General features: G+C 64.9%; 11 protein-coding genes and 1 pseudogene. 6 read left to right on the forward strand and 6 right to left on the reverse strand.

What is annotated here, in order from left to right; genetic code table 11:
• Window positions 1–68 precede the first annotated feature (68 nt).
• The 5 genes and pseudogenes from ACSKB9_RS37340 to ACSKB9_RS37360 all read right to left on the reverse strand — a co-directional run bounded on the left by ACSKB9_RS37340 (window position 69) and on the right by ACSKB9_RS37360 (window position 5690).
• A complete protein-coding gene (locus ACSKB9_RS37340; RefSeq protein WP_438079433.1) occupies window positions 69–1061 on the reverse strand; it encodes an ABC transporter ATP-binding protein in 993 nt (330 codons plus the stop codon).
• Window positions 1058–2041, reverse strand: coding sequence for an ABC transporter ATP-binding protein (locus tag ACSKB9_RS37345; RefSeq protein WP_438079434.1), 984 nt, complete (start codon window positions 2039–2041; stop codon window positions 1058–1060). The genes ACSKB9_RS37340 and ACSKB9_RS37345 overlap by 4 nt, the downstream gene beginning before the upstream one ends.
• A pseudogene (locus ACSKB9_RS37350) lies at window positions 2038–2996 on the reverse strand (ABC transporter permease). Before ACSKB9_RS37350 ends, ACSKB9_RS37345 begins: the two are co-directional and overlap by 4 nt.
• A gap of 10 nt (window positions 2997–3006) precedes the next feature.
• Window positions 3007–3987 (reverse strand): ABC transporter permease, encoded by a 981-nt coding sequence (locus ACSKB9_RS37355; protein ID WP_028331828.1) that lies wholly within the window; start codon window positions 3985–3987, stop codon window positions 3007–3009.
• Window positions 3988–4091: 104 nt separating this feature from the next.
• Window positions 4092–5690: an ABC transporter substrate-binding protein gene (locus ACSKB9_RS37360; protein ID WP_438079435.1), complete on the reverse strand. Its 1599-nt coding sequence runs from the start codon at window positions 5688–5690 to the stop codon at window positions 4092–4094.
• Between the two features lie 395 nt (window positions 5691–6085).
• Between ACSKB9_RS37360 and ACSKB9_RS37365 the strand changes: the two genes are divergently transcribed.
• The 6 genes from ACSKB9_RS37365 (at window position 6086) to ACSKB9_RS37390 (ending at window position 13907) form a co-directional block, all read left to right on the forward strand.
• Window positions 6086–6334 carry a DUF6489 family protein gene (locus tag ACSKB9_RS37365; protein WP_137477030.1) on the forward strand — a complete coding sequence of 83 codons (249 nt, stop codon included), beginning with the start codon at window positions 6086–6088 and terminating at the stop codon, window positions 6332–6334.
• Window positions 6335–6342: 8 nt separating this feature from the next.
• On the forward strand, window positions 6343–7134 hold the full coding sequence (locus ACSKB9_RS37370) for an esterase/lipase family protein (RefSeq protein WP_438079436.1): 792 nt from the start codon (window positions 6343–6345) through the stop codon (window positions 7132–7134).
• Between the two features lie 59 nt (window positions 7135–7193).
• The gene (locus ACSKB9_RS37375) at window positions 7194–8744 is read left to right on the forward strand and encodes a WS/DGAT/MGAT family O-acyltransferase (protein WP_438079437.1); all 1551 of its coding nucleotides are present in this window, start codon (window positions 7194–7196) and stop codon (window positions 8742–8744) included.
• Between the two features lie 12 nt (window positions 8745–8756).
• Window positions 8757–9752, forward strand: coding sequence for an alpha/beta fold hydrolase (locus ACSKB9_RS37380; protein WP_438079438.1), 996 nt, complete (start codon window positions 8757–8759; stop codon window positions 9750–9752).
• Between the two features lie 114 nt (window positions 9753–9866).
• Window positions 9867–13100 (forward strand): bifunctional cytochrome P450/NADPH--P450 reductase, encoded by a 3234-nt coding sequence (locus ACSKB9_RS37385; protein ID WP_438079439.1) that lies wholly within the window; start codon window positions 9867–9869, stop codon window positions 13098–13100.
• Window positions 13101–13232: 132 nt separating this feature from the next.
• Window positions 13233–13907, forward strand: coding sequence for a spermidine synthase (locus tag ACSKB9_RS37390; protein ID WP_141340840.1), 675 nt, complete (start codon window positions 13233–13235; stop codon window positions 13905–13907).
• A gap of 65 nt (window positions 13908–13972) precedes the next feature.
• Here the strand turns inward: ACSKB9_RS37390 and ACSKB9_RS37395 are convergent, their stop codons facing one another.
• Window positions 13973–14368, reverse strand: a complete 396-nt coding sequence (locus ACSKB9_RS37395) for a nuclear transport factor 2 family protein (RefSeq protein WP_438080565.1) — start codon at window positions 14366–14368, stop codon at window positions 13973–13975.
• Window positions 14369–14469 lie beyond the last annotated feature (101 nt).

Below are 14469 nucleotides of genomic sequence, written 5' to 3' on the forward strand. Positions count from 1 at the left end.
CGCACTTGATCACAGGCCGGCTGGTATGCCGAACCGCTTGGTGCACATGGCCGCTCCCATCCGCGTGATCATGCCGGAACGGCGGCGGGACTGTTGACGGCATGGCAGGCCACGCCGTCGATCAGTTCCGGCGTCTTCTGGCGGCAGAGATCGAAGGCGAGGGGACAGCGCGGGTTGAACGAGCAGCCCGGCGGCGGATCGATCGGATTCGGAATCTCGCCCTTTACGGGGATGCGCTGGCGACCGGACATCGCAAGGTCCGGAACCGCGCCGAGCAGCATCTTCGTGTAGGGCATCCGCGGGTTCTCGAACAATTCTCTGCCCTCGGCGATCTCGACGATGCGGCCGAGATACATCACGCCGATCCGGCTCGCCATGTGGCGGACCACTGCGAGATTGTGGCTGATGAAGAGATAGGTGAGGCCGAACTTGTCCTGCAGGTCGCGCATCAGATTGAGGATCTGCGCCTGCACGGAAACGTCGAGCGCCGAGGTCGGCTCGTCGCAGACGATGAACTCGGCCTCGGACGCCAGCGCGCGGGCGATCGCGATGCGCTGGCGCTGGCCGCCGGAAAATTCGTGCGGGAATTTCTGGCCGTCGTCGGGGTGCAGGCCGACCAGCGAGAGCAATTCGCCGACCCGGGCCTTGATGTCGCGCTCGCCCTGGATCAGGTCGAAGGCGCGGATCGGCTCGGCGACGATAGCGGCGACCCGGTAGCGCGGATTGAGGCTCGCATAGGGATCCTGGAAAACCATCTGGATGCGCCGGCGCAGCCGGCGGCGCGCCTGGCCCTGCCGCGGATCGGTCATCGAGACGCCGTCGATGACGACCTCGCCCGAACTCGGCGGCAGCAGGCCGACCACCATGCGCGCGACGGTCGTCTTGCCGGAACCGGATTCGCCGACCAGCGCGAAGATCTCGCCGCGCTTGATGTCGAAGGAGACGCCGTCGACGGCTTTCAGGAATTCGAGATGGCCGCCCTCGATCACGCGGTTGAGCCACGGCTTGGAGACGTCGAAGACGCGGCGCAGGTTCCTGACCTCGATCAATGTTCCGCTCATGCCGCTGTCTCCTTCGCCGGCTCGAACAGATGACAGGCAACGAACTGCGTGCCCTGCCGGATCGGCTCGGGGCGTTCGACGTGGCAGCGATCGAAGGCAAACGCGCAGCGCGGATTGAACGGGCAGCCCGGCGGAATCGCCGACAGCCGCGGCATCGAGCCGGGGATTTGCACCAAGCGCTTGTCCTCGCCGGCAAGCGTCGGGATCGCGCCCATCAGGCCCTTGGCGTAGGGATGCAGCGGATTGCGTACCACCTCCTGCACCGGGCCGATCTCGGCGATGCGGCCGGAATACATCACCGCAACGCGGTCGCAGGTCTCGGCGATCACGCCCATGTCGTGGGTCACCAGCATCACCGCGGTGCCGTGGTCGCGGCCGAGCCGCTTGATCAGCGCGATGATCTGCGCCTGCACGGAGACGTCGAGCGCGGTGGTCGGCTCGTCGGCGATGATCAGTTCGGGCTCGGCGCAGATCGCAAGCGCGATCACGACGCGCTGGCGCATGCCGCCGGAGAATTCGTGCGGGTAGCCGTCGATGCGCTTTTCCGGCGCGGGAATGCCGACCTCGGCCAACAGATCGATGGCGCGCCTGCGCGCGGCGCTCTCGCTCAGATTGCTGTGGGTGCGAATGGTCTCGATGATCTGGTCGCCGATCCGGTAGAGCGGATTGAGGCTGGTCAGCGGATCCTGGAAGATCATGCCGATCCGCTTGCCCCTGATGCGGCGGATCTCCTCCAGCGGAAGATGGTCGATCCGCGTGCCCGACAGTTCGATCTCGCCGCCGGAGATGCGGCCGGGCGGATCGATCAGGCCGATCACGGCTAGCCCCGTGACCGATTTGCCGGCGCCGGACTCGCCGACCACGCCGAGCACCTCGCCCTTGGCGATGTCGAACGACACGCCGTTGATGGCGCGCAAGGTCGCACGGCGGGTGACGAATTCCACCTCGAGATTGCGCACGGAAAGAACAGGCTTGGTCATCGGAGCTTCGGATTGAGGGCGTCGCGCAGCCAGTCGCCGAGCAGGTTGATGGAGAGGATCAGGCCGGCCAGCGCAATGCCGGGGAAGGCGACGATCCACCATTCGCCGGCGAACAGATAGTTGTTGCCGATCCGGATCAGGGTGCCGAGCGAGGGCATGGTGTCGGGCATGCCGGCGCCAAGGAACGACAGCGTCGCCTCGGTGATGATCGCGAGCGCGAGGTTGATGGTGGCGATGACGAGGATCGGGCCCATCGTGTTCGGCAGCACGTGCCGCAGCATGATCTTCGGCGCCGGCAGGCCGATCAGCTGCGCCGCGGCCACGTAGTCCTTGTTCTTCTCGACCATCACCGAACCGCGCACGGTGCGGGCATATTGCACCCAGAAACTGAGACCGATCGCGATGATCAGGACGCCGAGCGTGCTTATCTCGTCGAGCCGGTTGCCGAGCAGCGATTTGGCGACGCCGTTGACCAGCAGTGCGATCAGGATCGCGGGGAAGGTGAGCTGCACGTCGGCGATCCGCATGATCACGGTATCGACCACACCGCCGAAATAGCCTGCGATCAGCCCGAGGGCGATGCCGAGCGCGCCGGCAAAGACCACGCCGGCCAGGCCGACCGCAAGCGAGATGCGCAATCCGTAAAGGATCGCCGAGAGCACGTCGCGGCCCTGCTCGTCGGTGCCGAGCAGGAACGGGCTTTGGCCGTCGGCGGTCCACAACGGCGCGATCCGCGAGTTGATCAGCTGCAGCTGCGCCGGATCGAATGGGTTCTGCACCGCGAGCCACGACGCGAAGATTGCGAGCAGAAAGAACAGCAGCGTGATCACGCCGGCGACCATCGTCAGCCTGGAGCGGCGGAACGAATAGAAGATGTCGCTGTCGAGCGCGCGCCTGAACCAGCCGGCAGGGGCCTGGTGGTCCTGGAACGATGGGGGACGACGGCATCGGACATCGGTCAGCCCTCACGCCGCGCGGCCGACGGTCGAGCGCAAGCGCGGATCGACCACGGTGTAGAGGATGTCGACCACCAGATTGATGGTGACGAAGATCAGCGAGACCATCAACAGATACGCGGCCATGATCGGGATATCGACATTCTGCACGGCCTGCACGAACAGAAGTCCCATGCCCGGCCATTGGAACACGGTTTCGGTGATGATCGAGAAAGCAATAACCGAGCCAAATTGCAGGCCGGCCACCGTGATCACCGGAACCAGGGTGTTCTTCAGCGCATGGCCGAAATGGATCGCGCGCGTGGTCAGCCCGCGGGCGCGGGCGAACCGGATATAGTCGGTCCGCAGCACTTCCAGCATTTCGGCGCGCACCAGCCGCATGATCAGGGTCATCTGGAACAGCCCGAGCGTGATCGCCGGCATGATCAGCGCCTTCAGGCCCGAGACGGTCAGCAGTCCGGTGGTCCACCAGCCGAGCTTCACCACCTCGCCGCGGCCGAACGAGGGCAGCCAGCCCAGCGTCACCGCGAACAGATAGATCAGCAGGATGCCGATCAGGAAGGTCGGCAGCGAAATGCCGATCAGCGATACCGCCTGGAATAATTTGGCAAGCACGGTGTCGCGGCGCAGCGCCGAGTAGACCCCCATCAGGATGCCGGCCACCATCGCGAACAGCGTCGCGCAGATCGAAAGCTCCAGCGTCGCCGGCAGCCGCTCCGCCAGCAGCGAGGAGACCGGCAGGCGGAACTGGTAGGACACGCCGAACTTGAACTGCAGCGCATTGATGAAGTAGCGGCCGAACTGCACCAGCACGGGATCGTCAAGGCCGAGCGAGTGCCGGATTTCAGCGCGCTGCGCGGCCGAGGTGTCGATCGAGACGATCTGGTTCACCGGGTCGCCGGCGAAACGGAACATCGCGAACGCGATCACGCCCACGGCGAGCATCACGCCGATCGCCTGCAGGAAGCGGCGAAGAGTGAAAGCCAGCATCTCTACCTTTCACTGCCTTTGACATTCGGCGCGCGGCTTTGCGCGGCCGGAAAACGCGAGGTCCCGGAAGCCTGCGCTTCCGGGACCCGAATTCGCCAAAGCCACTATTCACCCTGCTTGGTCGCCCAGTAGAGCAGCACCTGATTGTCCGCGCGCTGGGTCAATTTGACCTTCTTCGACACGCCCCACACCAGCGGTTGCTGATGCAGCGGAATGTAGCCGTAATCCTTGATGACGATGTCGTAGGCCTGCTTGATCAACTGGTCGCGCTTGGCAGTGTCGCCCTCGATCAGGACCTTGTCGGTGAGCGCGTCGACTTCCTTGTTGCAATAGCCGCCGAGATTGGCCTCGCCCCGGGTGGCATCCTTCGGATCGTCGCGGCAGCCGAGGATGTCGTGCAGCACGTTGTGCGAGTCGGACGTCGCGGGCGTCCAGCCCAGCATGAAGAACGAGGTCTGGTAGCCGCCGGGCTTCAGCACCTTGGCGAAATACTGCGCCTTCGGCTGCGCCAGCAGGTTCACCTTGACGCCGATGCGGGCCAGCATGCCGACCACCGCCTGGCAGATCGCGGCGTCGTTGACATAGCGGTCGTTCGGGCAGTCCATCGTGACTTCGAAGCCGTTCGGATAGCCGGCGTCGGCCAGCAGCTTCTTGGCACCATCAGGATCGAGCTTCGGCCGGGTGAATTCCTTCGACAGCGGATAGAGCTCGGGGGCGATCATCAACGTCGAGGGGGTCGACATGCCGCGCATCACGCGGGTCTTGATCAGATCGACGTCGATGGTCTTGTAGAAAGCTTCGCGGACGCGGATGTCCTTGAACGGATTCTTGCCCTTGATGTTGGAATACAGCAGCTCGTCGCGCGCCGTATCCATGCCGATGAAGATGGTACGGATCTCCGGCGCGGTCATGACGGTGGCGACGCCGCTGGAATTGACGCGCTGGATGTCCTGGAGCGGAACCGGTTCGATCACGTCGACTTCGCCCGAGAGCAGCGCGGCCACGCGGGTGGCGTCGGAGCCGATCGGGGTGAAGATGATCTCCTTGAGATTATGCTCGGGCTTGCGCCAATAGCCTGGAAACGCCTTGAACACGGTCTTCACGCCGGGCTGGTGGCTCTCGATCGTGAAGGGGCCGGTGCCGTTCTCGTGCAGCGCCGCGTAGCTCGGCGTGGTTGCGGAGGCCGGTGTCGGTGCGACCGAGTTGTTCTCCTCGCACCACTTCTTGTCCATGATGTACCAGCTATCCCATTGTGAGATCAGAATGGGATTGGGCGAGTCCAGCGTCACGTCGACGGTGTAGTCGTCGACCTTGCTGAACTTGGCGTCGGCCGGGACGTTGCTGAGGAAGTTGGAGCCCTTGGCGCGGACGCGCTCGGCCGAGAACAGCACGTCGTCGGCGGTGAAGGGATCGCCATTGTGGAATTTCACGCCCTTGCGCAGATGGAAGCGCCATTTGGTCGGGCTCAGCGTCTCCCAGCTTTCCGCCAGGGCCGGAATGATCTTGAGGTCCTTGTCGCGCGCGGTGAGGCCTTCGTAGACGTGGGCGTGGTGCGCGATCGTCGTGGTTTCCTTCAGCGTGTAGGGATCCAGCGACTTCAGCTCGCCCTGGTTCGCATACTTCAGCGTCTGGGCCGATGCCGGCAAAGCAAAGGCGACGAGTGCGGCGACAGTCGCCGCAAACAAACTCCAACGTACCGACATGTAATCCCGCGTCCCCGTTCTTGTCCGCCGGCTGCTTTGTCCGGCTGGTATTATTGATCCATGTTGCCAGAGTTTACCGGCCGCGCAAGCGCGATTTGCCAAGGGGTTAACCCGTCCGCGCGGGTGCAGCGCAATGAACCGGATTGGAGAGTAGGCTGTTGGCGCGAACGCGTGACATTCGACTTTCGGAGTGCCGCTTGTCGGTCACGGGAAGGATCACCGGCGCGCCTCGAGCAACCGCTCCTGACGGTTTGGAGCAACCGCTCCAAACGGTTTGGTTGACCATAACGGATGATCGAGGCCGACTGCCCCCCGGGGCAGGTACGGCTCGCTTGCGCAACTCGCCCCGTCCCGGCGATACTGTGGCGGGCCAAGGCGCATTTGAGGAGGCGGATATGAAGGTCAACGTCGAGATAGATTGTACGCCCCTCGAAGCGCGGCAGTTCTTCGGCCTGCCGGATGTGGGACCGATGCAGACCGCGGTGATGGACAAGCTGCAGCAGCAGATGACGTCGAACATCGACAAGATCTCACCGGAATCGCTGATGCAGAGCTGGTTCACCTTCGATCCCAAGCTCGCCGAGCGCTTCCAGGACATGTTCGTGGCGATGGCCGGCTTCGGCGGCGCGAGCAAGAAGAAATAGTGACCGGCATGGACAGGAGCGTTGATGGGACCGAACGCCGGTTGCGCCCGCCGAGCCTGTTCCTGATGCTGGCGGAGGCGCGCGGCGTGCTCGAACTCAATTCGAGCCTGCTGCTGTCGCCCCTCCTGATGCAGGCGCCGAAGGGCGATGGTCATCCGGTGCTGGCACTGCCGGGCTTCCTCGCCAGCGACCTGTCGATGGCGCCGATGCGGCGCTATCTGAAGGAGCTCGGCTACGACGCCTATGCCTGGAACATGGGCCGCAATTTCGGCGGGATTTCCAGCAGGCGGGCTGCGCTGCGCGATCTGCTGAAGCGGGTTCATGAGGCGACCGGGCGCAAGGTCTCGATCATCGGCTGGAGCCTCGGCGGCGTCTATGCGCGCGACCTGGCGTCGCAGATGCCGCAGCTGGTGCGCTCCATCATCACGCTGGGCAGCCCGTTCGCCGACGACATCCGCGCCACCAATGCGACGCGGCTCTATGAGCTCTTGTCCGGCGAAGCTGTGGGTGACATCCCTGAGATCCGCGCCGCGATCGCCGGCGACATGCCGGTGCCGACGACCTCGATCTATTCCCGCACCGATGGCATCGTGAACTGGCGGACCTCGCGCGTGCGGCCGTCGGCCACCGCCGAGAACATCGAGGTGCATTTCGCCAGCCATATCGGCCTCGGCGTCAATCCCGCGGCGCTGTGGGCGATTGCGGACCGGCTGGCCCAACCGGAGGGGGAATTCCGGCATTTTGACCGCTCGGGCCCCTTTGCCATTGCCTACGGGCCGGCAGAACAGGCACTATCCTGACCAAACGACGAGAAGCGCCGCCCAAGGCGCCCGCGTAAGTAGGCTCTCGGGAGGAGATCATGAGCGACGCCAAGAAGCTGTCCTCGCTGGACGCATCGTTTCTCTATCTGGAAACGCCGGAAATGCCGATGCATGTCGGCAGCATGGCGATCTTCCGCCTGCCCGACGGCTACAAGGGCGACTTCTTCGAGGAGTTCAAGGCGATGATCGCCTCGCGGCTGCACATCGCGCCGATCCTCAAGGCACGCCTGCAGAAGGCGCCGCTCGACATCGACCATCCGTCCTGGGTCGAGGACGATCAGTTCGACATCGACCGTCACATCTTCCGCGCCAGCCTGCCGGCGCCGCGCGATCGCGCGACGCTGGAGCGTATCGTCGGCTGGATGCACGCCAAGCTGTTGAACCGCGCCCGCCCGCTCTGGGAGTTCTACGTCTTCGAGGGCATGAAGGACAACGAGATCGGGCTCTATTCCAAGATGCACCACGCCTGCATCGACGGCGGCGCCGGCGCCGCGCTGACCAGCATGATCTACGACCTGACGCCGGTGCCGCGCGAGATCGAGCCGCCGAGCGCGAAGAAGGTCGCGCAGGAACCGCGCGACATCGCGGCCAATCTGATCGATGCCTATCAGCAACTCTGGACCCAGCCGTTCGAGGCGGCCGCCGCCGCGCAGAAGAGCCTGGAGCTGCCGCGTTCCGGCAAGAGCGACCTCGGCTCGATCCTGTTCGACAACGCCATGTTCCAGATCGAGAGCGCGGTGAAGTTCGCCGGCTCCATGCCGACGGTCATGAAGAGCCTGTCCGACGTCGTCGCCAAGGTTGCCGATCCGAGATCGCGCGAAAGCCTGCAGGCGATGTCCTCGCCGCCGACCATCCTCAACAAGGCGATCTCGTCCGAACGCAGCTTTGCCGGCACCTCGATCTCGTTGTCGCGTGCCAAGGCACTGGCGAAGGTGTCCGGCGGCAAGCTCAACGACGTCGTGCTGGCGCTCGCCTCCGGCGTGGTGCGGCGCTATCTGATCAGCCAGGGCGCGCTGCCGAACAAGTCGCTGACGGCAGGTGTTCCGATCTCGCTGCGCGAGGAGGGTAACGCCGAATCCAACAACCAAGTATTCGGCATGATCTGCTCGATCGCAACCGACATCGAGGACCCCCGGAAGCGGCTGGAAACCATCATCGCGCAGTCGACCAAGTCCAAGGAGATGTCGCATCCGCTGCGCGCCTTGGTGCCGCAGGTCACCAACATCTCGCTGCTGGGCGCACCGATCCTGGTGCAGATCCTGGCGCTGCTCTACAGCCGCTCCGACCTTTCCAACGTGCTGCCGCCGGCCACCAACATCACGGTCTCGAACGTGCCGGGGCCGCGGCAGACGCTGTATGCGGCCGGTGCCGAGCTGCTGCACATCTTCCCGGTTTCGATCTCAACCCACGGCGTGGCGCTCAACATCACCGTGCAGAGCTACCGCGATCAGCTCGATTTCGGCTTCATCGTGGGCGCCAACATCATTCCCCACGTGCAGGTGATGTGCGACATGCTGCCGCTCGAGTTCGATGTACTCGAGGCGGCGTTCGCTCCCCCGCCTGCGGACATCAAGGGCGCAGCCGAATAAGGATCCCTGTCGATGATTGAGATGCCACCGCTGCAGTTCGCCGAGACGAACGGCATCCGCATGGGGTTTTATGAAGCAGGCCCCAAGACCGACACGCCGCCGGTGGTGCTGTGCCACGGCTGGCCTGAACTGGCATTCTCCTGGCGCCACCAGATCAAGGCGCTGGGCGAGGCCGGCATCCGGGTGATTGCGCCGGATCAGCGCGGCTATGGCGCGACCGACCGGCCGGAGCCGGTCGAGGCCTACGACATGGAGCACCTGACCGGCGACCTCGTCGGCCTGCTCGACCATCTCAAGATCGACAAGGCCATCTTCGTCGGTCATGACTGGGGCGGCTTTGTCGTCTGGCAGATGCCGCTCAGGCATCCTGCGCGGGTCGCCGGCGTCGTCGGCGTCAACACGCCGCATTGGGACCGCGCACCGATGGATCCGGTCGCGCTGTTCCGCCAGCGCTTCGGCGATCACATGTACATCGTCCAGTTCCAGGATCCGGCGCGCGAGCCCGACCGCATCTTCGGCAGCCGGGTCGAGCAGACCTTCGACGCCTTCATGCGCAAGCCGGTGCCGCGTCCGGCGGACGCGCCACCCGAACAGCCGATCGCCGGCGTCGGCGCCTCGGCGCGGCTCAACCTGGCGTTTCCGCAGATGATCGCGAATTACGACGCCAAGCATGATCCGCGCACGCCGATCCTGTCCGCGGACGAGAAAAAGGTGTTCGTCGACACCTTCACCAAGACCGGCTTCACCGGCGGCATCAACTGGTATCGCAATTTCACCCGCAACTGGGAGCGCTCGGCCGGCCTGGACCATCACGTCCGGGTGCCGTCGCTGATGATCATGGCCGAGAACGACGCGGTGCTGCCGCCCTCGGCCGCCGACGGCATGGAGAAGTTGGTGCCGGACCTCGAGAAGTACCTGGTCAAGGACAGCGGCCATTGGACGCAGCAGGAAAAGCCTGACGAAGTCAGTGCGAAGCTGATCGAATGGCGCAGGAAGCGATTTGGGTGACGACGACGTCGTCATTCCGGGGCGATGCGCAGCATCGAACCCGGAATCTCGAGATTCCGGGTCTGGTCCTTCGGACCATCCCGGAATGACTGAGGTTAGAGGGGCAATCTCAACATGGCGTCCGGCAACAGACTGAGTCCGATTCCGCATCCGCCGACGAAGCCGGTGGTCGGCAATATGCTGTCGCTGGACTCGACCGCGCCGGTGCAGCATCTCGTCAAGCTCTCCAAGGAGCTCGGACCGATCTTCTGGCTCGACATGATGGGCGCGCCGCTCGTGATCGTGTCCGGCCACGACCTGGTCGACGAGCTCTCCGACGAGAAGCGCTTCGACAAGGCGGTGCGCGGCTCGCTGCGCCGGGTGCGCGCGGTCGGCGGCGACGGCCTGTTCACCGCCGACACCAGGGAGCCGAACTGGAGCAAGGCGCACAACATCCTGATGCAGCCGTTCGGCAACCGCGCCATGCAGTCGTACCACCCGAGCATGGTCGACATCGCCGAGCAGCTGGTCAAGAAATGGGAGCGCCTCAACGCCGACGAGGAGATCGAGGTCGTCCACGACATGACGGCGCTCACCCTCGACACCATCGGCCTCTGCGGCTTCGACTACCGCTTCAATTCGTTCTACCGCCGCGACTACCACCCGTTCGTGGAATCGCTGGTGCGCTCGCTCGAAACCATCATGATGACCCGCGGCCTGCCGCTCGAGGGTCTGTGGATGCAGAAGCGGCGCAAGACGCTCGCCGACGACGTCGCCTTCATGAACAAGATGGTCGACGAGATCATCGCCGAGCGGCGCGGCAACACCGCCGCGACCGACGACAAAAAGGACATGCTGGCGGCGATGATGACCGGCGTCGACCGCGCCACCGGCGAGCAGCTCGACGACGTCAACATCCGCTACCAGATCAATACCTTCCTGATCGCCGGCCACGAGACCACCAGCGGCCTGCTGTCGTGCACGATCTATGCGCTGCTGAAGCATCCGGAGGTGCTGAAGAAGGCCTATGAGGAGGTCGATCGTGTGCTCGGGCCCGACGTCAACGCGCGGCCGACCTATCAGCAGGTGACGCAGCTCACCTACATCACCCAATGCCTGAAGGAGGCGCTGCGGCTGTGGCCGCCGGCGCCGGCCTACGGCATCGCGCCGCTCAACGATGAGATGATCGGCGGCAAATACAAGCTGAAGAAGAACACCTTCATCACCATCCTGGTGATGGCGCTGCACCGCGATCCCAGCGTCTGGGGTCCGAACCCCGACGTGTTCGATCCCGAGAATTTCAGCCGCGAGGCGGAGGCCAAGCGCCCGATCAATGCCTGGAAGCCGTTCGGCAACGGCCAGCGCGCCTGCATCGGCCGCGGCTTTGCCATGCACGAGGCGGCGCTGGCGATCGGGATGATCCTGCAACGCTTCAAGCTGATCGACGTGCATCGCTACCAGATGCATCTGAAGGAGACGCTGACGGTCAAGCCCGACGGCTTCAGGATCAAGGTGCGGCCGCGCGACGACAAGGACCGCGGCGCGTTCGCCGGCAGCACGGGCGCGGTTGCGGCCGCGCCGAAGGCACCGCGCGCGCCGGCCACGCGTCCCGGCCACAACACGCCGATGCTGGTGCTGTACGGCTCCAATCTCGGCTCCGCCGAGGAGCTGGCGACCCGCATGGCCGATCTGTCCGAGATCAACGGCTTCGCCACGCGACTGGGTCCGCTGGACGATTATGTCGGCAAGCTGCCGGAGGAGGGCGGCGTGCTGATCATCTGCGCCTCCTATAATGGCGCGGCGCCCGACAACGCCACCCAGTTCGTCAAATGGCTCGAGAGCGACCTGCCGAAGGACGCCTTCGCCAAGGTCCGCTACGCGGTGTTCGGTTGCGGCAACAGCGATTGGGCGGCGACCTACCAGTCGGTGCCGCGCTTCATCGACGAGCAGCTCACCAAGCATGGTGCGCGCGCCGTCTATCCGCGCGGCGAGGGCGATGCGCGCAGCGATCTCGACGGCCAGTTCCAGAAATGGTTCCCGGAGGCGGCCAAGGTCGCGACCAAGGAATTCGGCATCGACTGGAATTTCACCCGCACCGCCGAGGACGAGCCGCTCTACGCGATCGAGCCGGTGGCGCAGGGTGCGGTCAACACCATCGTCACGCAAGGCGGCGCGGTGCCGATGAAGGTGCTCGCCAACAGCGAGCTGCAGACCAAGGCAGGCGCTCATCCGTCGGAGCGTTCGACCCGGCATATCGAGGTCGAGCTGCCGGCCAGTCTGAAATACCGCGTCGGCGATCATCTCAGCGTGGTGCCGCGCAACGATCCGACATTGGTCGATTCCGTTGCGCGCCGCTTCGGCTTCCTGCCGGCCGACCAGATCCGTCTGCAGGTCTCCGAAGGTCGCCGCGCGCAATTGCCGGTCGGCAACGCCGTCTCGGTCGGACGGCTGCTCACCGAGTTCGTCGAGCTGCAGCAGGTCGCGACCCGCAAGCAGATCCAGATCATGGCCGAGCACACCCGCTGCCCGGTGACCAAGCCGAAGCTGATGGCCTATGTCGGCGACGACGAGGCGTCGGCCGGGTGCTATCGCACCGACGTCTTGGCGAAGCGCAAATCGGTGTTCGACCTGCTCGAGGAATATCCGGCCTGCGAGCTGCCGTTCCACCTCTATCTCGAAATGCTGTCACTGCTGGCGCCGCGCTATTATTCGATCTCGTCGTCTCCGGCCGGCGAGGCGCAGCGCTGCAGTGTCACCGTGGGCGTGGTGGAGGCGCCGGCAAGTTCCGGGCGCGGCATCTACAAGGGCGTCTGCTCGAACTATCTGGCGCGTCGCCGCGCCGGCGACACCGTCCAGGCCACCATCAAGGAGACCAAGGCCGGCTTCCGCTTGCCCGACGACAACGCCGTGCCGATCATCATGATCGGGCCGGGGACCGGGCTCGCACCGTTCCGCGGCTTCCTGCAGGAGCGCGCCGCGCGCAAGGCGCAGGGCGCGACGCTGGGCCCGGCGATGCTGTTCTTCGGCTGCCGGCATCCCGAGCAGGACTTCATCTATGCGGATGAGCTGAAGGCGTTCGCAGCCGATGGCGTCAGTGAACTCCACACCGCCTTCTCGCGTGCCGATGGCCCGAAGACCTATGTGCAGCACCTCGTCGCCGCGCAGAAGGACCGGGTCTGGGAGCTGATCCAGAAGGGCGCGATCGTCTATGTCTGCGGCGACGGCGGCAGGATGGAGCCCGACGTCAAGGCGACCCTGATGTCGATCTATCGCGAGCGCACCGGTGTCGACACTGACGCCGCCGCGCGCTGGATCGAGGAAATGGGCACCAGGAACCGCTACGTGCTCGACGTCTGGACAGGTGGGTAGCTGCTTCGTTGTAGCCCGGATGGAGCGAAGCGCAATCCGGGATAATCTCCTCCTGCGGCGACGCTGTTCCCGGATTGCGCTTCGCTCCATCCGGGCTACGGCAGAGGTGCCTGCCATGATACAAACCGCCGCATGATTCCATGGGAAAAGATCGATACCACGCGCATTCCCGGCACCGAGGGTGAATTGCGTCTGATGCGGCGAGGCCGCGAATTCTCGATCATGCTCGGCACTAACGAGCTGATGAACAGCCGCCTGTCGGGCTCGGAAGAGGCGTTGGCGACGCTTGCCGCGAAGAAGATCGAGACGGTCGAACGGCCGCATTTTCTGATCGGCGGCCTCGGCATGGGCTTTACGCTGCGGGCCGCACTCGCCGTGCTCGGGCCCGAGGCGAGAATCGTGGTGGCCGAACTGGTGCCGGCTGTCGTTGCCTGGGCGCGAGGCCCGATGGCGGAGATCTTCGGCGACAGCCTGAACGATCCGCGTGTGAATATCCGGGAGGAGGATGTTGCCAGCGTGATCGAACGCCAACCGCTCAGCTTCGATGCCATCCTGCTCGACGTCGATAACGGGCCTGAAGGTCTCACCCGCAAGGCCAATGACGCGCTGTATGATGTCTCCGGGCTCAAGATCGCACACGCGGCATTGCGGCGCGGCGGCGTGCTTGCGGTCTGGTCGTCCGGTCCGAACGCCAAGTTCCCGAAATCGCTGACCCGGGCCGGGTTCGCGGTCAACGAAATTGCCGTCCGAGCCACCGGCCGGGGCCGCGGTGTCCGCCACGTGATCTGGATCGCGGTCAAGCAATAGCCGGCGTCCCGGCGCGCTCGCCAGCCTGATCATGCCAGTGACTGAGCACAAGCCGTCACGATGCCTTAGAACATCGTGTTGTTGTTGGCGGGATTCTCCGGAACGGGCTGCGCCACGTCCCAGTGCTCGACGATCTTGCCGTCCTCGAGCTTGAAGATGTCGACGATCGCGTTGCCGCGGGTGCCGGGCTCGCGCACGGCGTGGACGTGCAGGATCACGTAGTCGCCGTCGACGAATGAGCGCTTGATCTCGCTGTGCGAGTTCGGAAACTTCTCGCGCAGGAAGCCGATGAACTTGCGGAAGCCTTCCGGGCCGTCGGCCGCGCCGGGATTGTGCTGCACATAGCGGTTGCCGACATAGGCGAGCGCTGCGTCGGCGTCCTTCTGGTTCAGCCCCTTCTCGTAGAACGCCAGCACCGCCTTGCGGTTGGCCTCTTGCTGCGCCTCGCCGGCGGCCGCCATTGCCGATGAAGACGCGAGTGCGAGGAGGAGAGCGGCGACGGCCGTCCGTGGCCGGAGAAGCGTCTTCATCTGGTTGCTCCCGGTGGCTGAGCGGTGGATAG

This window comes from Bradyrhizobium sp. BR 1433 (assembly GCF_051547665.1).
Lineage (GTDB): Bacteria > Pseudomonadota > Alphaproteobacteria > Rhizobiales > Xanthobacteraceae > Bradyrhizobium > Bradyrhizobium australafricanum.